13 protein-coding genes and 1 tRNA gene are annotated in these 19,814 nt (G+C 34.9%); 8 read left to right on the forward strand and 6 right to left on the reverse strand.

All coding sequences use genetic code 11. The annotated features are described in order from the left end of the window. Positions 1 to 3: 3 nt before the first annotated feature. On the reverse strand, positions 4 to 2,157 hold the full coding sequence (locus DZ60_RS0100380) for a xanthine dehydrogenase family protein molybdopterin-binding subunit (RefSeq protein ID WP_025739496.1): 2,154 nt from the start codon (positions 2,155 to 2,157) through the stop codon (positions 4 to 6). 22 nt (positions 2,158 to 2,179) lie between these two features. Beyond that, on the reverse strand, positions 2,180 to 2,641 hold the full coding sequence (locus tag DZ60_RS0100385; RefSeq protein WP_025739497.1) for a (2Fe-2S)-binding protein: 462 nt from the start codon (positions 2,639 to 2,641) through the stop codon (positions 2,180 to 2,182). A 272-nt stretch (positions 2,642 to 2,913) separates the two neighbouring features. Between DZ60_RS0100385 and DZ60_RS0100390 the strand changes: the two genes are divergently transcribed. The 5 genes from DZ60_RS0100390 (at position 2,914) to DZ60_RS0100410 (ending at position 7,491) form a co-directional block, all read left to right on the forward strand. After that, positions 2,914 to 3,471, forward strand: coding sequence for an AAA family ATPase (locus DZ60_RS0100390; protein ID WP_025739499.1), 558 nt, complete (start codon positions 2,914 to 2,916; stop codon positions 3,469 to 3,471). A 7-nt stretch (positions 3,472 to 3,478) separates the two neighbouring features. Continuing rightward, positions 3,479 to 5,383, forward strand: coding sequence for a RecQ family ATP-dependent DNA helicase (locus DZ60_RS0100395; RefSeq protein ID WP_025739500.1), 1,905 nt, complete (start codon positions 3,479 to 3,481; stop codon positions 5,381 to 5,383). Beyond that, positions 5,383 to 6,330 (forward strand): methionyl-tRNA formyltransferase, encoded by a 948-nt coding sequence (gene fmt / locus DZ60_RS0100400; protein WP_025739502.1) that lies wholly within the window; start codon positions 5,383 to 5,385, stop codon positions 6,328 to 6,330. The genes DZ60_RS0100395 and fmt overlap by 1 nt, the downstream gene beginning before the upstream one ends. Before the next feature lie 189 nt (positions 6,331 to 6,519). Then, complete coding sequence (locus DZ60_RS0100405) at positions 6,520 to 6,792, forward strand: HU family DNA-binding protein (RefSeq protein WP_025739504.1); 273 nt, start codon at positions 6,520 to 6,522, stop codon at positions 6,790 to 6,792. 138 nt (positions 6,793 to 6,930) lie between these two features. After that, positions 6,931 to 7,491, forward strand: coding sequence for a YqgE/AlgH family protein (locus DZ60_RS0100410; protein WP_025739505.1), 561 nt, complete (start codon positions 6,931 to 6,933; stop codon positions 7,489 to 7,491). Here DZ60_RS0100410 and DZ60_RS0100415 read toward each other — a convergent pair. After that, positions 7,488 to 8,336: an aminotransferase class IV gene (locus DZ60_RS0100415; RefSeq protein WP_025739506.1), complete on the reverse strand. Its 849-nt coding sequence runs from the start codon at positions 8,334 to 8,336 to the stop codon at positions 7,488 to 7,490. The genes DZ60_RS0100410 and DZ60_RS0100415 overlap by 4 nt on opposite strands. A 63-nt stretch (positions 8,337 to 8,399) precedes the next feature. Continuing rightward, on the reverse strand, positions 8,400 to 8,792 hold the full coding sequence (locus DZ60_RS0100420) for an START-like domain-containing protein (protein ID WP_025739508.1): 393 nt from the start codon (positions 8,790 to 8,792) through the stop codon (positions 8,400 to 8,402). Between the two features lie 170 nt (positions 8,793 to 8,962). On the opposite strand from DZ60_RS0100420, the gene DZ60_RS0100425 reads away from it, so the two are divergent. From DZ60_RS0100425 to DZ60_RS0100435, 3 genes are all read left to right on the forward strand, one after another. After that, positions 8,963 to 9,036: transfer RNA gene (locus tag DZ60_RS0100425), tRNA-Met, on the forward strand. 217 nt (positions 9,037 to 9,253) lie between these two features. Continuing rightward, entirely contained in the window at positions 9,254 to 10,072 is an 819-nt protein-coding gene (locus tag DZ60_RS0100430; protein WP_025739510.1) for a hypothetical protein, read from the forward strand. Beyond that, positions 10,059 to 10,832, forward strand: a complete 774-nt coding sequence (locus DZ60_RS0100435; protein WP_025739512.1) for a hypothetical protein — start codon at positions 10,059 to 10,061, stop codon at positions 10,830 to 10,832. The genes DZ60_RS0100430 and DZ60_RS0100435 overlap by 14 nt, the downstream gene beginning before the upstream one ends. Before the next feature lie 185 nt (positions 10,833 to 11,017). Here DZ60_RS0100435 and DZ60_RS22160 read toward each other — a convergent pair whose 3' ends face one another. Together DZ60_RS22160 and DZ60_RS0100445 are read right to left on the reverse strand one after the other, a co-directional pair. Then, positions 11,018 to 12,862 carry a tetratricopeptide repeat-containing sensor histidine kinase gene (locus tag DZ60_RS22160; RefSeq protein WP_025739513.1) on the reverse strand — a complete coding sequence of 615 codons (1,845 nt, stop codon included), beginning with the start codon at positions 12,860 to 12,862 and terminating at the stop codon, positions 11,018 to 11,020. Positions 12,863 to 13,335: 473 nt separating this feature from the next. Further along, the gene (locus DZ60_RS0100445) at positions 13,336 to 19,812 is read right to left on the reverse strand and encodes a T9SS type A sorting domain-containing protein (protein ID WP_161634355.1); all 6,477 of its coding nucleotides are present in this window, start codon (positions 19,810 to 19,812) and stop codon (positions 13,336 to 13,338) included. Positions 19,813 to 19,814 lie beyond the last annotated feature (2 nt).

Below are 19,814 nucleotides of genomic sequence, written 5' to 3' on the forward strand. Positions count from 1 at the left end.
ATATTATCCTAACAAATCCTTACTTTTCATATTTTTAATAAAGGGTTGTTTATATAATCGAATTCCTTTTGCAGCTTTTATAGCGTTAGCCACAGCTGCACCTGCAGGAGGTAAGGTAGGTTCTCCTAAACCTGTCGGAGAGGCATTACTTTCTACAAAATGAGTTTCGACCAGTGGTGTTTCATTCATGCGAATCAATTTGTAAGTATTGAAGTTTTTATATTGTGGTTCTCCATCTTTAAATGCAAAATCACCATACATTGCGTGCCCAATCCCATCAATCACTCCTCCTTCAATTTGATTTTTTGCCCCTAAGGGATTCACAACAATTCCGCAATCCACAACACAAGTAACTTTTTTAACTATGGGCAAGTCATTTTCTAATACCACCTCTGCCACTTCTGCCACGTGAGTATTATGACAATAATACGCACTGAACCCTTGGTATACTCCTTCTTTCGCATTACCCCAACCAGATTTATCTACCGCTAATTGGATTACTTTCTCCAAACGTTCTGGAGAATACTCTATTTTTTCATCTGTGGTTCCTTTTACTTTCTGTAAAAGATCCAATCGAAGTTTAATTCTATCAATCTCTAATATTTCTGACAATTCATCAAAGAAACTCTGTTCTGCAAATGACAAAAAATTGGTATATGGTGCTCGCCAAGCTCCTGTGGTGATGTTACTTTTGTAATTTGCTACATCGACCTGATAATTTTCTATGGCACCTGCAGGAAAAAAATTAGGGATTAGCCCATACATGTTTGAGTTGACAGAAGCTTCTTTCAGATGATATCCTGTAATTTTATTATCCTTTATAGATGCACTTATTCTATATTTTATAGCTGGTCTATATATACCCGCTGTCATATCATCTTCTCTAGAATAAACAACCTTGACCGGTTTTTTGGCAAGCTTCGATATTTCTGCTGCTTCTAAAGCAAAGTCACCATACAAACGTCTTCCAAAACCACCTCCCATTCTGGTCATTTCTACAGATACATCCTCTACATCTCGCTCTAACAACCTAGCGACTCTTTCTGCCGTTCCTGCTGGTGTCTGTATCGGGCCTACTAAACGAACTTTTTCATCTGTAACATCGGCAAAAAAGTTCATAGGTTCCATACAATTATGAGGTAAAAAAGGAGACTCATATGTTCTTTCTATTACCTGATCTGCTTGGGCAAATGCTTCTTTAACATTACCATCTTTTCTCATGGTCTTAAACTCAGAACCTTCTAACAGGCTAGTAAGTATTTGATCGTGATCTTCTGTGTTTTCTAATTTAGAATCTACTTCCCAAGTAACTTTTAAGTCTTTCTTACCTTTCATGGCAGTCCATGTATCCTTAGCAAGTACTGCTACTTTATCCCCAAACTTAATTACGTCTAGTACACCTGTTATTTTTTTAACACTAGTTTCATCGCAATCTATAAGCTTTTTACCAAAAGAAGGAGGCCTCAGTACTGAGGCATATACCATACCATCTGCCTTGTAATCTAACCCATAAAGCGATTTACCTGTTATAATCTTATCAAGATCAACATTAGGGATATCTTTTCCTATGATGGTAAAATCTTTGGGGTCTTTCAAAGTTACATTTTCTGGTACTTCGAGTCCAGCTGCAGCTGTAACTACATCACCATAACCGAGAGTAGCTCCGCTAGAATTAGAAATCACTCCATTTTTTGCAGTACATTCTGATGCCTTAACACCCCATTGCGCTGCCGCTGCATTTATAAGCATTTGCTTTGCTGTTGCCCCAGTTTGTCGCAAAGGCTCCCAACCATGTCGAATTGATTGGCTTCCCCCTGCTACTTGTCTCGTATAATTCTTGGTATCCAGAGCTCCCTGTACTACAAGAACATTATCCCAAGATACATCAAGCTCCTCTGCGATTAGCATAGGCATAGCTGTTTTAACTCCTTGCCCTATTTCAGGATTAGGTGAAAAAATAGTAACCATTCCATTATCTGCTATTTTGATAAAGGCATTAAAATCATTAAAATTAAGTTGGGTTATATCAACTGGTGGAGTTACCTCTGGTTTGCATGCCTGAAATAGATTAAAACCAATTAACATTCCGCCACCCGCTAATGCAGATGTTTTTATAAAAGACCTTCTGCTTAATGAAGGTGATAAAGGATTCTTCATTTTAAAACTTTTTTTGAACTGGTTACTTCATTTTAGTTGCAGCAACAGCTACTGCCTTTTCAATTCTATTGTATGCAGCGCATCTACATATATTTCCACTCATGGCATCTCTAATTTCTGATGTATCTGGTGTATTATTTTGAGACAAGAAGGATGCTGCTGTCATTATTTGCCCTGCTTGACAATATCCACATTGCGGAACATCTACTTCTTTCCAGGCCTGCTGTACAGGGTGCCCACCATCTTCTGATAATCCTTCTATTGTTGTAATTTCCATATCATCAACCATAGAAACCTGAAGTAGGCAGCTTCTGGTAGCTGAACCATCTAAATGAATGGTACATGCACCGCATTGACCAATACCACAACCAAATTTGGTGCCTACCATATTCAAATGATCTCTTAACACCCATAAAAGAGGGGTATCCTGATCAGCCTCAACGGCATGAGATTGACCATTTACTTTTAAATTATAAATTGGCATGAAACGTATGTTTTAAATTTTATATTTAACTAGTCTAAATAAGGTGATCTGAAATTAATTTCCCATGGAAGTTACTAAAAAATAGTTTTTTAAAAATTGATTTTAACAGACCTTTATAGTAAAAAAAAATAATTGAGGACTACTATTAATAACCAATAATACATATTGATTTTATGTAAATCCTACCAAAAAGCTTAATCTGTAAGGAAAACTTTGATCAACTTCTTTTCAAAATTCTTTTATAATTACGAAATTTGTAAAAAACCGTTCCTTTGGCAAAAAAAAGAATTGTAATTACCGGGGCTCCCGGCACAGGTAAGACATCCATTATTAATGAATTAGAAAAAACACATTTTTTCTGTTTTCATGAAGTTATACGAACCATGACTCAGGAAGCAAAAAAGAAGGAGGGTTCGAAGACAATGATATCCAACCCTATTGTTTCTGTCTCTGACCCCTACCTGTTTAACAAACAAATCCTTACTGAGCGAACAAAACAATTTGTTACTGCTCAAGAAATAGAAAAAGACATTCTTTTTTATGACCGGGGAATTCCTGATGTATTAGCATACATGAATTACTTTGGACAAGAATATGAAAAGGGGTTTATTGAAGTGTGTCAGAATCATGTTTATGATTATGTTTTTTTGCTGCCACCCTGGGAACAGATTTACGTATCTGATGAGGAACGATTTGAAAGTTTTGAACAAGCACAAGAAATCCACCTTTCTCTTAAAAAGATATATACTGATCTAGGATATAAGTGTATCGAGGTTCCTTTTGGAACTGTTCGTGAACGGTCTGATTTCATTCTTCAAAACTGCCAATAACTTATAAATGAGTAGCCCTCTAGAGATATTAAACACATACTGGAAGCATGGTAGTTTTAGACCCATGCAAGAAGAAATTATTTCTTCTATTCTAGAGGGTAATGACACATTTGCCTTGCTACCAACGGGAGGAGGAAAATCAGTTTGTTTTCAAGTCCCTGCATTAGTAAAAGAAGGAATTTGCCTTGTTATTTCTCCATTAATAGCGCTTATGCAGGATCAAGTAGATGGACTCATAAAAAAAAACATAAAGGCCATTGCATTAACCAGTGGTATCAAATACAAAGAATTAGACACCTTACTTGACAATTGCATTTATGGCAATTATAAATTTCTATACCTATCGCCAGAACGTCTACAACAAGAAATTGTACAGGAGCGTATAAGAAAAATGAATATTAATCTTATTGCTGTAGATGAAGCACATTGTATTTCAGAATGGGGAAATGATTTTAGGCCTTCCTATAAAAAAATAGCTATTCTTAGGGAATTGCATCCTACTGTACCGATGATAGGGTTAACAGCATCTGCTACAAAAGAAGTAGTAGAAGATATTATTAAAGAACTTGATTTATTTTGTCCCAAGGTATTTCGCCAGTCCTTTTTTAGACCAAATTTGGGGTATCGGGTTGCTCATGTTTTAGACAAAAAACATGCATTAATACAAATTTTAAAGAAGTACCCTGGCACTTCGATTATATATGTTAGAAATCGAAAATCAGCTATCGAATTAAGTGATTTTGTAACATCTCATGGATATTCATCGACATATTATCATGGCGGTATTGATGCCAAAGAAAAAACAAAACGTTTTCAGGAATGGCTAACAGAAAATATTCAGGTCATGATAGCGACCAATGCTTTCGGGATGGGAATAGACAAGTCTAATGTTCGAACCGTAATTCATTATACTACACCAGAGAGTATTGAAAGTTATTTTCAGGAAGCAGGAAGAGCAGGAAGAGATGGGTTGGCTTCTTATGCTTTTCTATTAAAAAATGAACATGATACTCATCGTCTAAACTCTCAATTTATAAAAGTATTACCCGATATCTCTTCATTAAAATTAGTATATCGAAAACTATGTAATTACTTCAGAATATCCTACGGTGAGGGTGAACAAACAAGTCATAACTTTGAGTTTACAAAATTTTGCAAAACCTATGAACTAAATACTCTTTTAACCTATAACACCTTACTGTTTCTTGATCGCTGTGGTGTAATTAGATTTATACAACGTTTTACCAAAAAAAGCAGTATCCAGATGCTTACCTCGGGAAATCATATTCTCACATTTCTTAAGAGTAATATAGAATACGAATTGGTTACCAAGGCTATTTTGAGAACTTATGGTGGTGTTTTTGATGAAGAAGTTTCTATCAACATCCCATTAATTGCTAAAAAAACAGATACTCCAGAAAAAGAAATAGTAAACATCTTAGAGCGTCTTAATGATGTAGAAATCGCTAAATTCACCTATACGCGCTCTGATGCAGAAATTATATTTTTAGTCCCTAGAGAAGACAGCCATACCATCCATCGTATCGCCAATCATTTACACACTCAAAACACTGCAAAAATTAAGAAAATAGAGGCCATACTAACATTCACCAAAAACAATAGTGTTTGCAGAAGCAGACAACTATTGCACTATTTTGGCGAAGAAGATACCGAAGACTGTAACATTTGCGATGTATGTATATCTAGAGCCAATACAACTGAACCCATAGATACTCAAAAAATACAAGACGAGATTATCGAGCTTTTAGAAGTAAAAAACTTATCTTCAAGAGATATTGTAAGTAAATTGTTGTATCCCGAAAAAATAATCTTAACTGTATTACGCCAAATGAACGAACATCGGGTGATAAAAATTAATTTTGATAACAACTATCAACTAGCACACAAATAATGAGAGACATTCGAATCCTTTTTATGGGCACCCCGGATTTTGCCGTTGAAACTTTAAAAACAATTCTAGAAAATAAGTTTAAAGTTGTCGGTGTGATTACAGCTCCTGATAGACCCGCAGGGCGTGGAAGAAAACTTAAAGCATCTGCTGTAAAAGAATTTGCCGAGTTAAAAAAAATAAAAGTATTGCAACCAACCAACTTAAAAGACGAAAAATTTATTGATGAATTAAAGACGTTAAATGCTAATCTCAATATTGTAGTTGCCTTCAGAATGCTCCCCAAAGTAGTTTGGAATATGCCAGAATATGGCACTTTTAATCTTCATGCTTCGCTGCTTCCTGATTATAGAGGCGCTGCTCCTATTAACTGGGCTATTATTAATGGAGAACAAAAAACAGGAATTACGACCTTTTTTATAGATGAAAAAATTGATACAGGTCATATCATTTATAAAGAAGAAGTTGATATCAACAAAGATGATACTGCGGGCATATTACATGACACTCTTATGGTCAAAGGTGCACAATTAGTTATAAAAACAATTAAAGCTATCCAAAATGATGCGGTTACCGTAATACCTCAACCAGAAAATAGTGATTTTAAGACTGCCTACAAACTAAATCGTGATAACACCAAAATTGACTGGCAAGCCGATATGCAAACTATACATAATCTTATTCGTGGATTAAGCCCCTATCCATCGGCATGGTGCCAGTTACAGAATAATGATGATATTGAAAATGTAAAAATATACCATAGTCACCCCGTTGAAGAAATGCATGCCCATGCGCCAGGAAAAATTATAATAGAAGATTCTGTGATAAAAGTAGCTGTTAAAAACGGGTATATGATACTTAATAAATTACAACTTCCGGGTAAGAAAGCAATGGAATCAAAAGCCTTATTAAATGGTTATACTTTTTATAGAGATGCCAAAATGAGTTAAAACCTAGTGTTTATAAGGGTTTAAAAATTGATAAAAAACAACAATGTTTATTAACAATCCCATTGAGTTATCAACAAAACCCCGTATTTACTGGGCTAATCCTTGCACGAATCATAAAACCGTATAAATTTGTAAAGCGTTTAACATAAAAAATTGGTCTAACCAAACAATTAATTAAAAAACATAATTATGAACAAAACAGAATTAATCGATGCAATGGCAGCTGACGCTGGAATTACTAAAGCAGCAGCAAAAAAAGCCTTAGAATCTTTCTTAGGGAATGTTGAAGGTACTCTTAAAAAAGGAGGACGTGTTTCTTTAGTAGGTTTCGGATCATGGTCGGTTTCAGAAAGAGCTGCAAGAGAAGGTAGAAACCCTCAAACAGGAAAAACTATCAAAATCGCTGCAAAAAATGTTGTGAAGTTTAAGGCTGGTGCTGATTTATCTAGTTCAGTAAACTAATCAGTTCTTTTTTAGATATTATTACAGAAGCTCCTAATAATAAGGAGCTTTTTTTATGGTTTCTATTATAAAAAAACGCTGAACTTTCTTTGATTATTAAAAATAATTATTTAGCTTTAATAAGAATAAAACCATCGCATGATATCATTTCAACCTTCAAAAGGACATTTGCTAGTTGCAGAGCCATCTATAATTGGTGATGTTTCTTTTAATCGTTCTGTAGTTCTTTTGGCTGACCATAGTGAACAAGGGTCTATTGGTTTTATAATGAATAAACCTCTGGAGTTTCATCTTGCAGACTTAGTTCCAGAAATTGATGTAGAGTTCAAAATATATAATGGAGGCCCTGTAGAACAGGATAATCTATATTTCATTCATAAAATACCCGAATTAATCCCTAACAGTGTAGAAATATCTAGTGGTATTTATTGGGGTGGTGATTTTAGTATTGTGTCAGAATTGATTGCAGAAGATAAAATCACCCCAAATGAAATTCGTTTTTTCCTTGGATATTCTGGTTGGGATTCAAAACAACTAAATCAAGAACTAGAAGCTAATTCTTGGGTAATTGTAGAAAATGATCCAACCAAAAATATTTTCGGAAAATCATATGACACGTTCTGGAAAGAAAAAATGATAGAACTGGGAGGTGAATACATCTTATGGTCAAATGCACCAGAAAACCCCGCATACAATTAATCTCCTAAACGGATTCTACTATTAAGTAACCCCACAATTCTTTTACTAATTGTTGTATCGTATTCTTTTTTTCTAAAGCGAGTAATCGGAACAATTCCTGTAATTACATTAGTAACAAATAATTCATCTGCTTTTTGAAGTTCAAAAGGAGATACTGAGGCTTCCTCAATTTGAAATTCTGGTAATTTCTTAAGAAGTCTTAATAATTGAGTCCTTAGGATCCCTTTAAGACAACCATCTGCTACAGGTGGTGTTTTTATTACTGTTCCTTTGACCAAAAATAAATTACCATTAAGTGCTTCTATAATCATTTTGTCAGCATTCAGAAGCAAGCAATTATCAAAACCATTTTCTTTAGCAAAAATACTCCCAAGGATATTGACTAATCTGTTATTTGATTTTAATGTAGACAAAAGATCTTTTGCAACATAATGATCCTTAAACAAAGTCACTTCATATGCTTGATCAGTAATAGTATAAAAAGGTGACGCTATTTGAGACATCGTAATACAATAGGTAACCTCATTTGATATAGGTGTATACAACCCACCCGAAACTCTATTTACAATTAATTTGACCCTTACAGACTTGTTAGTAAGTCCATTTTCTGTAATCAAATCCAAAATCTCCTTCTCAAGGAATTCTGGTGTAAATTGCATGGGTATTTGCATCCTAAGAATGCGCATGGAAGCCATTAATCTAAAATAATGGTCTTCCCAAAAAAGAATGCTACCAGAATTAACACGTATTGTCTCAAATAATGCATCTCCGTATGCATATCCTCTGTTATTAACAGGCAACGTAGCCTTGTCATCGTCTAATAAATTTCCGTCGATATTAATCATAAAAAATTCCCATTACCTAGAAATGTGAATGGGTAGTACATATTTTGTATTAAAAAAGAGAAGTTATGCCGAGCCCAAAACATGTTTAAGATTACCAATCATATTCTCCCAAAGCATTTTATTTTCATCCATCTCATCATCCTCTGAATAATCAGTAACCATAAGAGAAACATCCTTTGTAATCTCATCAACCTGAATACGAATTTCGAAGAAATAATCATTATCATCCTCATCATCACTTACCCATCTAAATTTGATTCGCTCCCCACTTTTTTTACTAAGTAGTTTTGCCTCTTCCTCAGAATCATCCCAAATAAAAGTAAACAACTCTCCTCGAGAATTCACGTTATCAGCAAACCACTCTGAGAGCCCTGATGGCGTGGAAATATATTGATATAATAATTGTGGAGAAGACTTTACCACGAATTCAAGTTCATATTTTGTTTTTTCAGACATAATCATTGTTGTTAATAAGCCAATATATAGATTAATTGTCGACTTTAAAAGTACATTGAAAAAAAAATTAATTATGCATAAATGTTTGCGTCAATCTATTTTGTTTTTATATTTGCACCCTCCTAAGGAATACATATAAAATAATGTTGTTATTTGGGAGATATATAAAAGGCGAGGTAGCTCAGTTGGTTAGAGCGTCGGATTCATAACCCGGAGGTCGGGGGATCGTGCCCCCCTCTCGCTACAAATACAGAAAAATTGATTCAAAAATCAACAAAAAAGCGTCTTTTTAAGGCGCTTTTTTTATATATTTCTACTTGATTTTAGATAGTTTTCGATTAAAACCAATACGCTTTAAAATAGCTCTACTTATCAATTATTTAATCAGATAGAGGCAAATTCCGCTTTTTTATTCTGACGAAAATTCTTATTATTAATATTCACACACAATAGTTTAAACAATGTATCAAACCTTCGGTTGTGTTATTGTAGAAAAGAAAAAAGGGTTTTTCTTACGAGATCGCGTATCAAAATCAATATCAGCTTTGGGTCTAAAAATAAAGCAAAAAAGTTCTGACATCTCTCACTTGGCAGATTACCTAACCACAAACACCCTAAAAGATGATCAAATAATAGCAGCAGAATATAAAGACCGATTTATACTATTGGGGCATCCACTATATTTTTTAATGAATAAAGAACTCTCAGATACTGTTCAAAAAACCAAAAGAACAATATTTCATTTTTCAGAACATAAAAATAGTAGAGAATATGGGTATAAATATTATTCGGACGGAACTTTATGTACACATAGTATTTGTTTTGGAGAAAATTTTGATGTTTACCAAAGGGATTGGTTTCAAAACGGAATAAAACTACCCCAGTCTATACATCGAGAAAATGCCTTAAAAAAATATGCTTTAGACAGAAATATACCTTTTGATTTAGTAACACTGTTACATATATCCTTGCCAAGAAAAGGTATGTCTTCTTTACTTTTTCATCCTATTAAACAAAAATGGGTCTATGGAAAACAAATTATTACTGTACACCCAGATGGTGTGGTAACCTCTTTTCAGGAATTGGCTCCACAAGGGCATAAACGAGGACAAATCGTTTCTATTGATCCAAACTTGGTAAAAGAAGGACTACTCATAACTTGGCAAGGACTATTTTATGAATGGCATCACAGGACGATTGAAGAACTTATAGGTTTTAGATTTGATAGCCCTTCACAATATCCTAATGATATAACTTGTACAAAATATGAATTACATTAATAAACGATATATACATATCATTTTGATGATCTTGATTTCTGGTCTTTTAAGTTCTTGTTCAAAACCTAAAAAATATCAAATAGGAATCACAGCAGTTTCTGAACAGGGTTATGGTGTGATTATAAATAAAATAATTCCTCATACTACTGCTGCACTTCCTATTAAAATTGGAGCAAATAACTTTTGTAAGCTTTACATATATCCCACAACCTCTGTAGAGCATGCGAATGCTACGTGGTTAAATGATTTTAAAGGGGTACCTCATGACCAACTACCTAATTATATTACATTCGAATATCAACTTGCTGCTATTTCTGAATGTTCTGTATCACGCAAAGACAAAACCATTAAACTACAATTCTTACAAGATTATAAACCCTACCAAAAAGGAGACACTGTGGTTATGAGATGGGAACTAGCTGAGTATTACTTAAAGCGAACTCGGGATATTGTCAAACTAATTCCTTCTATAAAAGAAATTCATAATTCTAATGATACTCTACTTAAAAGAGAATTAGAAATAGCTAAAGCATACTATACCAAATCAAATTGCAAAAATTGGAATTTAACTAACCCAAAAAAATTCAAAAAAACAATAGATCTCAGGGCGTTTAAAAAATCTAAAAAGATTGAACGTTTCGGCAAACAAAACAAAAGTGCTTCGGGAAGCTATTACGGTCTTAGGGTACTTTATCAATTTTACGATGACGGAGAAATCAAATTATATTTAGAAAACTATGCCACCAATCCGTGGAAATAATTTCTACTTTCTGAAATTTCGGAAAATGATCTAAACCGAAAAAAAGGATGAGGCTGTAAACGAATACCATCAAAAAAAATTCTAAAATTTAAAAAATGAAAGTTCACTAGATGCGTAATTATAAAAATGACATTATAGATTATAACATGTCTAGCATTGTTTTTAATCTAATTCTAATTACCTATTTATACTTTTTTGATTTGTATATTCAAAATAGTACCTCTATCTAACACTGAGTCGATCTGAAGAGTTCCGTCAAACTTTTTTAATCTATTTTCTATGTTTTGTAAACCTATACCTTCTTTGACTTGTTCCGTTTTAAACCCTATGCCATTATCCTCAAAGATAATGTGAATATTATCATTCAATAGATCTATTTGAATATGTATTTCTGAAGCTTTCGCATGCTTTAGTGTATTTGTTAACAGTTCTTGAATAATTCGAAAAACTTCAACACCTAAATCTTCACTAATTTCATTTATTTCATTTTCAGGAAATACATTTAAAGTAACCGTTAGATTATGAACGGTTCCGATATCATTCAAATACTCTTGCACAAGATTAGTAAATTTATTTTGATAGAATTTTTCGGGCATCAAATTATGAGATATTTTGCGTATTAAATTATAGGTCTCATCTATTTGCCCTTTTATAATATCAAACGCTGTGTCTTTCTTTTCGGTTGAATCGAGTTGTAATTTTATAGCAGCAAGGTTACCTCCTATACTATCATGTAAATCTTGTGCGATACGTTTTCTTTCTGAGTTTTGCACCTCTATAGACGACCGAATCAACTTTAACTCTTGTTCTTTTATCAATGTATTTATCTTTTCTCCATTTATTTCTTCCTGCTTTTTGCTTAACTTATTCTTGGCAACCAGTTTTTGATAATAGACAATCAAAAGAATAACACTAGATATTAAAACTATTAATAAAGCGATAAACATCAACTGCTTCATCTTTTTTTCTGATTCGAGTCGATTTTCGTTTAGCTGCTGATCCTTTTTTAATAATTCAATTTCTTTTTCTTTTTGCAGTATTTGATATTTTACTTCTAACTCTTTATTTTCTTTATTTTTTTGAATTTGAACGAGTGAATCCTTTAGCTTATACTTTTTGATAGTATACTTATCTGCATCTTGATAATTTTTCTGTGCAATCAACGAGTTACTTAAGTTCTCTAAAATTTCTATTTCGATATCTATAAAGCCTTTTTGCTGTACTTTTTTTAGAAGGTTTTTATAAATAGTTATGGCTTTGTCGTACTGTTGCTTCTGATGGTATGATTTTCCGATTGTATTATCAGAGAGTAGTATAAATTTTAAGTCCTTATCCCCAAACATTTTTTTTGCTAATAGTCCATATTCTATCGCCTCATCTAATTTCCCCATCTTTAGATAACATGCACTTATGCTTTCTAGACAATACCCCCTTGCTTTATGACCACTGGGCGCTTTACATGCTTTTTCTAAATATAACAAAGCATTATCATACGCTCCTTTTTTGGTATATATCTGCCCCAAATTATTGTATGCAAAGTATATGGTATGATTGTTTTTATCTATTTCTATACTCTCTTTATATAGAGGAATTGCCTTATCATATTCTCCTTCATCAGAGTAGTAATCTGCTAACCCCCTTATATGGTGAACAGAAACTTCTTTGCTAACCAATTTGTTCTCATAGAGATCTAGTCCTTTTAAATGATATTGCCCTCTAATACCGGTAAGCCCTTTGAATCCATATCCAATGGCTAGCATATTATATGCTTTGCTAAGCATAGCATACGATAGAGAGTCTGATTTTCGAATAGACAATTCATAAATTTTATTCCCGTAGTAAATAGTCGAATCCGGAATCTCTTTTTCCATAAAATACCTTCCTAAATAATTCAACCCTTTTAAATGCTGATCTTTATTTTTAAGAATAGGTTTTACTAATGCAAAAAAATCATCATGATCAAGATCATTGATGTTTTTAAGTTTTTTTTCGAGTTCATCATACCCATATTGACTTTTTTGGCAAAACATTTGTGACGCGAAAAAAAAAACTAAAAAAAGAACAAGATAATTGGACAGTGGTTTCAAAATATGATGATATTGAAATATTGAGTTTATATGCTTTGTAAAAATAAACTTTTCAGATGATCAAACTCTAAAAAGGCTGTTGATTTATATGGATGTGATCTATTCCTACTGTTACTTTTATTACTGAGTTGTATTCATGAATAAAACCTCTATAGAGGCTTTTCAAAATATTTTTATGTAAAAACAAAATTGAAATATCTACTTGATCTTGTTTTCAAATCCAACACAAAAAAATAACTTTTAACTAACAAAAATATTGCCCTATCTCCTTATTAATCAATTTTTAGTTTAATAAATATACATACATGATTAAAACTTTAAATGACCAAAGAAATTGAATTCTAAATTTCTCTGGTCATTGGTTTTAAGTTATTGAGTATCTCACTCCTTACTTATGATTTGATATCAATATTCAGCTATTCGATGATTAGTTTTCTAACCTGACTTACTGTCGATGTTTCTAATAAAATAAAATAGACACCTGCGGCCAACTGCTGCATATTATATTCAAATGCATAGGTGTCTGAACCTTCTCCCATTCTTGAGTCCAAAATTCTATTATCAACCATTGTAAAGACTTTTACATTTATCGATTGCACACTTGATAAGGCAACATCTACTGTAAAGCTTCCAGTAGGTGATGGGTTAGGGTATGCAGTATAGTCAATATAACTGTGTACAGTATTTGAACCTCCACTCTCGCTTCCTTCCTCTGTTTCTATTTCTTTATCTACAACAACTACGGTTTTTGTAGTACTTGCAGTACATAAACCTCTATATGTTATTAAAGTGACTTCATACTCTCCGGGAGTTTCAAAAAATGCTTCGGCATAATTATCATCTTCATAAGTTATTATTGCCTCTTCAGGAAAGATCCATTCTACTGTATCAGGAAAGGGATCACTGTTCTCAACGAGCACAAACTCCTCTCCTACAAACACCTGTGTAGAAGCAATAAACTGCGATCCTATAGTATCTGTAGTAGTATCTATAAAAATAGAATCTACAGCTGTACATCCATCAGAATCTGTAACTAGGACTTCATAAATGCCAGAATCACTAACTTCTACAGTAGATTCAGAACTCCTAAAACCATTCTCAGAAGTCCATTGATATGTGGCGTTATCATCTTCTATCGTTGCGTCTAAAACAATGGTTTGATCTAGACATAATGTAACATCCTCTCCTAAATCAATAACTAATTCTTCTGGGTTATCCAGAAGAATCTCTCTTGTTATTTGGCACTGCTTACTATCTGTTACTGTTACTGTATAGGTTGCTGCACAAAGGTTGTTGATATTATTCGTGGTCTCACCTGTACTCCACATATAGGTGTACGGAGGAGTTCCGCCTAAGGTTTCTAAAGAGATGATTCCATCACATCCACCATAACATGTGGGTATAGTTAACGACGGTATTATTTCTAATGCCTGTGGTACAGTTAAAGTAATCTGATCGGTAATTTGACATCCTCGTATATCGGTAACTTCTAGGGTGTAGGTACCAGCAACTATATTTTCTAATTGTTCGCCAGTCTCACCATTGCTCCATTGATAGCTATAAGGTGCCGTTCCACCCTCTACCTGTGGGGTAATAGTCCAGTCATTACCATCTCCACAAAAGACAAAATTCGCCTCTAAGGATAGTTCTAATATATCCGGTTGTCCTAATTGAAAAGTAGTACTTGTAACAGTAGTACCAACAGCATCAGAAACGATTACATAATAAGTACCAGAGCCTCTATCTTCTAATAAAAACCAATCATCCCCTACTTCTAAATTACTATCGGCATCAAACCATTGATATATATATTGCTTTGATGCGTTAAATGGGGCTCCACCTTCTGCAATAGCACTTAAACTAGCATTTTCATCTCCGAAACATGAAACTACATTAACCTGTTCTACGATTACTTCTAATGGTGGTGGTTCATATAAATCAACATTTTCGATTTCAAGAATACATCCATTGGCATCAGTAATTGTGACAGCATATCCCTCAGTACCTATGTTGTCAAGCACATTGATAGTAGAAGGCTGAATAGTATTATCAAAATCTCTCCACTCATACTGATAGGGCGGTGTTCCTCCTCCGATTGTTAACGTAATACTTCCGTCGTTAGCTCCGCTAACCGAAGGATATAACCTTACAATTGCACCGCTAACAAAAAGACCTGGGGGTTGCTCTATTTCTATTTCTGCTTGCACTGTACATAAATTTGCATCGGTAACAGTGACCGTATAATTACCTGCTCGTAATGAGGAAATATCTTCTGTAACTTCTCCATTACTCCAACTATATGAGTAAGGAGGCACACCACCATCTACTGTAATATCAATCTGGCCATTTTCGTATCCCCGACACAATAAATGAGTTACGCTAGATTCAATTTCAAGAACTGCTGGTTCTGTGACTTCATAAGAAGTGTTATCTGTATTTCCATTACTATCGGTAACTATAACAATATAAGTTCCTGCAAGAACAGTAGTCATTGTTTGTGGGCCTGTAAATATTGGATCAGAACCTCCTCCTACTTGATACCACTCATAAGAATATGGCGATACTCCTCCTTCTGTTGTTGTATTTAACGGAATTATTGTTTCTTCTCCAAAACATTGTATCCCTTCTTCTAGTAATAGAGGTGTTATTAGAACAATTAATGGATCTGGTTCTGTAATTTCTTGAGTTATTGTTGCGGTACAATTATTTGCATCTGTAACTACTAATTGATACACTCCCGCGGCAATCCCATTAATATCTTGACTCGAAGAATTGTAACCTACTCCATCTATTCGACTCCATGCATGACGATATGGTAAGACTCCTCCTCTTACTTCTAGAGATATACTTCCGTTACGGGTTTCAAAACCTGTCAAATTAACTGGCTCAATATCATAAATTTCTAGTGCAGCATCTGGTTGAGTAATAACCACAGACTCACTCAATGACGTCGTACACAAATTATCATCAATCACAACCAACTCATACGTCCCAGCACTTATATTTTCTAGATCTTCGGTGGATGCTAAAAAACTTGGATCCTCTATCTTAGTCCATCTATAAATATACGGCAAATATTCGCCTGTAATTTCATCCCGAGGACCTCCGCTTACTGTAATATCTATAGCTCCTGTTGCTTCTCCATAACAGTTTACATTCGTGGGTTCTTCGCTCAAAACTACTGTCAAATCATCAGGTTGCATAATTTCAAAAAAAGCATCATCACTTGCTCCCTGGCTATCAGTAGCAAGCACTCTGTAGGTTCCTGCTGCCAGACCATCAATACTGGTTTGTGTTAAATCAGTAGTAACCGGAGATTCTGTTCCTTCTTCAATTACATACCACTGGTACGTATAATCTGCCGGTGTTGCACCTGTAATAGGGTATCCTCCTACCACCGTTGCTCGAAGTTCTCCCAATAAATCTCCATAACAAAGGATTGGATTGGTTTGTTCTATAGTCACCTCTAATGGATCCGGTTCTATAACTTCAAAAGTTCTACTCATCTCGCATCCTGTATGATCGATTACGATTACCCCATACTCACCGGCAGAAATACCAGTGATATCTTGGGTAGCAGCACTAAATGATACATCATCAGTTTTGGACCATGTGTATGTAAAAGGCCCTACTCCTCCTTCAATATTTATATCAATAGCGCCATTGGTACCATCTACAGTAGTTGCATTTGTTACTAGTACCGGAGTAATTGAAATCTCAGTTGGCTCATCAATTACAATATTCTGGGGAACAGCTATCTCACATCCATTAACATCTCTAATCCAAACTTCATAGGTTTCCGGCTCTAGATTAGATATTGTTAAATTAGTTAAATCACTCTCTAATATATAATTCACCCTATTATCTATAGAAAAAGAATAGGGTCGTGTTCCTCCTCCTGGATTTAATATAATTGTACCATCATCTTGTCCATAACATGATACATCGGTTTTAGAGAGAGACAAGCTTAAAGCTTCTGGTTGTAAGATGACTAACTCTTCGGATCTGGCAGTGGTATAGCCATCGTTTACCTCAATAAAATAGGTTCCTGCACCTGTGCTTAATTCAATGTCATCTTCATTGGCTATAGCAGATCCGTTTCTATACCATTGATACGTATAGGTTTCTGATCCTCCCTCTGCCTCGGCCGTAATTGTTATAATCCCAGCATTACATATGATGGCAGGAGCATCAATAGACACTAATAATTCTTCGGGCTCTGTAATTTCTATCGGAGTCGATTGTTGTACGCAATCATTGGCATCTGTAACCGTAGCTATATAACTACCTGCAATCAAATTATTAATCGTTGTTCCTGTACCTGCATTTGTAGGAGGCGTTCCAGCTCTCTGCCAACTAATGTTGTATGGATTAGTTCCTCCTCCTACCGAGATGGTAATAGATCCATTGGCTTGTTCAAAAACAGTATTATCAACTACGGTTTGTGGGGTTATTCTTATTTCATCGGGTTGTGCGATGGTATATACTCCCGAGATATCAGAGGTACAAACAGTAACATTGCGATCTCGAACTCTAAAACGATAGCCAGTACTTGTATTACCATTTAGCAAAAAAACATTACTATTTTGCCAAGTGGTATTCGTGGTTCCTTGCCACAAGGCATATTGATATTCACCTGACGTTCCTCCTCGGGCAGTAATAGTAACTGTAGCCTCTTCTCCATGACAATCTATATCGCCTATACTAACATTAGATATTACAACCGGTAACGGAATATTCTCAAATCTAATATTGGTAAGTTCTGCTTCAATTCCTCTTTGGTCAGTTACTACCACCTGATATATGCCATCTCCCCCAGTGATAGAATTACCAACCGTATCTACTGTATCTCCTTGTTCTCTCCAAGATATACTATACGGAGGGGTTCCTCCTTCTATATCATCATCTGATAATGTAAGCACACCGTCCTCAGCTGATGAACAACTTGGATCTTGTTTTTGAATATCTGATTCAGAAAAAGTAATAGGGTCGGCATCTATTAATGTAAAATTTAGACTCACTGAACATCTACTTTGCCCATAAAACCGATAATTATATTCTCCTTCTCCCAAGTTATCTCTTAATAACCCTGAAATCGGTACGGGAATTCCAGAAGAATCTCTATCCGCTTCTCCTGTATCTAAATCATAAATGGCCTCATCCATTAAATAATACAACGTTCCATCAGTATCTTCAAAAGGCACATCTCCGGTAATTGAGCCAATTTCTAAATATCCCGTGGCAGTATTTGCAGTTGCTGGAGGAAAATATTCAACATCGTTTAAAACTGTTCTGGTTGCGGTTTCTATTCGTACTGTTACTTCTTCTGATTCACAAGCGGTACTATTTCTATCCCTTACTCGTACCCTATTGATCCCTGATGATAAACCAGGAATCACTCTTGGAAGTGATGTAATCGTATACCAGGGACCGTTATTTGCACTGAATTGATATGCCCCAGATCCACCATCTAATGAAGTGATCACAGCACGTCCTGTGTTTCCGGTTTCGCAAGTAGGTGTACTTGCCTCCATTGTAAAGGTTATAGGATCTAATGTTTCGATATCAAAATCGTCACTAGTTGTCAGGCAGGTTGCTGAGCCACCATCATACCCTCCTATTTCTAACCGATAAGTACCATCGGTAATATCAACGTCTTTGGTATCAAAATTATATCTCCATTGCCCCCCAACATTAACAAATGTACCTTCTGCTGGTAATATATTATTGGCATCAGAATCCAAAGTACCATCTGGTCTATACTTAAGTAAGTTAATGTACAACTCCTCATCGGTATACAAATTTCTGTTAAATACAAAAGCAATACTGGCAGGAGTATCTGCACAGGATTGTGTAACAATTGGATCACCGACTAGCTCTGGAGGAGGTGGTAAAAAATCAACTGTTAAAATATTGGATTCCTGTTCATCCGTTCGTATTATATATAGGTCATTATTACAATCTGTACGAATTCTTACAGAAATAGTATAGTCTCCTGCTATAGCCTCTTGATCGCTTATACTATTAGGATATAAAACCTCGGGGGTTAATGTAAATGATGATTCTCCTTGAACCGGAGTTATCCTATTCCAGACAGGAGCTTGAGCGGTCAATGGATATCCCGCATTTTCATAATCTTCTACTGCTTGTCGGGCTTCTTCAACTGCTTCTTCTTCTTCTTCACAGCTTCCTTCATCATCATTAGCACAGTCATTTTCTTCATCTTCGGCTTCAGTAAGCGCATCTAACACAGCTTGATAATCTGGGTGTGTAATGGTTTCAGTATTAATAGGGTCTAAAAACTCCCACTGATATGCTACTGCAGAAAACCCTGGAGATGCTTCGATATCAATACCGCTACTGGTACACCCTGTCTGGACAGAACCCACATGTGCATCGGTATCTGCATACCAGAGTTCCGTTTTGGGTACAATGGACACCTGTGCAAACCCTTCTCTTCCCCTTGTTTGCCGCGGAAAAACCTCTGCCCTAGTATATTCTCTAAAATAACAATTGTAATCTACGTTTCTAAAATCGAAAAATATATGATCCCTATTAATCGCAGAAGAACAGCCATTAAAACCACTATTACGGTCAAAACTCAAAAATTCTATTTGTGTCAAGGGATTATCACTCGTGAATGTATGGGCTCTTGGAAAAAAAGATCGGTTAGAATACCCTCTATTATCATCGGGATCTCCTGTAATATACTCTATATCTCCATTTTCGAAATGAAGTCCAATATATTGTAAACCATGACTTCTACAAGTTGCTCTTCCTTGTCCGATATACCCAAAAATACGTACTACATATTCACGCTCTTCTTCGGTCTGTTGCGCATGTATATTCACTATACTAAAAAGCAATATAACTACCCAGATTATCTTTTTCATAT

Origin of the sequence: Aquimarina pacifica (assembly GCF_000520955.1) — a bacterium.
Taxonomy (GTDB): domain Bacteria; phylum Bacteroidota; class Bacteroidia; order Flavobacteriales; family Flavobacteriaceae; genus Aquimarina; species Aquimarina pacifica.

Excerpts from the sequence above, each read along its gene's own strand:
- DZ60_RS0100380 (WP_025739496.1), bottom strand. The coding sequence starts at position 2,157 with ATGAAGAATCCTTTATCACCTTCATTAAGCAGAAGGTCTTTTATAAAA.
- DZ60_RS22160 (WP_025739513.1), bottom strand. The coding sequence starts at position 12,862 with ATGTTTTGCCAAAAAAGTCAATATGGGTATGATGAACTCGAAAAAAAA.
- DZ60_RS0100395 (WP_025739500.1), top strand. The coding sequence starts at position 3,479 with ATGAGTAGCCCTCTAGAGATATTAAACACATACTGGAAGCATGGTAGT.
- DZ60_RS0100410 (WP_025739505.1), top strand. The coding sequence starts at position 6,931 with ATGATATCATTTCAACCTTCAAAAGGACATTTGCTAGTTGCAGAGCCA.
- DZ60_RS0100420 (WP_025739508.1), bottom strand. The coding sequence starts at position 8,792 with ATGTCTGAAAAAACAAAATATGAACTTGAATTCGTGGTAAAGTCTTCT.
- fmt (WP_025739502.1), top strand. The coding sequence starts at position 5,383 with ATGAGAGACATTCGAATCCTTTTTATGGGCACCCCGGATTTTGCCGTT.
- DZ60_RS0100385 (WP_025739497.1), bottom strand. The coding sequence starts at position 2,641 with ATGCCAATTTATAATTTAAAAGTAAATGGTCAATCTCATGCCGTTGAG.
- DZ60_RS0100445 (WP_161634355.1), bottom strand. The coding sequence starts at position 19,812 with ATGAAAAAGATAATCTGGGTAGTTATATTGCTTTTTAGTATAGTGAAT.
- DZ60_RS0100415 (WP_025739506.1), bottom strand. The coding sequence starts at position 8,336 with ATGATTAATATCGACGGAAATTTATTAGACGATGACAAGGCTACGTTG.
- DZ60_RS0100430 (WP_025739510.1), top strand. The coding sequence starts at position 9,254 with ATGTATCAAACCTTCGGTTGTGTTATTGTAGAAAAGAAAAAAGGGTTT.
- DZ60_RS0100435 (WP_025739512.1), top strand. The coding sequence starts at position 10,059 with ATGAATTACATTAATAAACGATATATACATATCATTTTGATGATCTTG.
- DZ60_RS0100405 (WP_025739504.1), top strand. The coding sequence starts at position 6,520 with ATGAACAAAACAGAATTAATCGATGCAATGGCAGCTGACGCTGGAATT.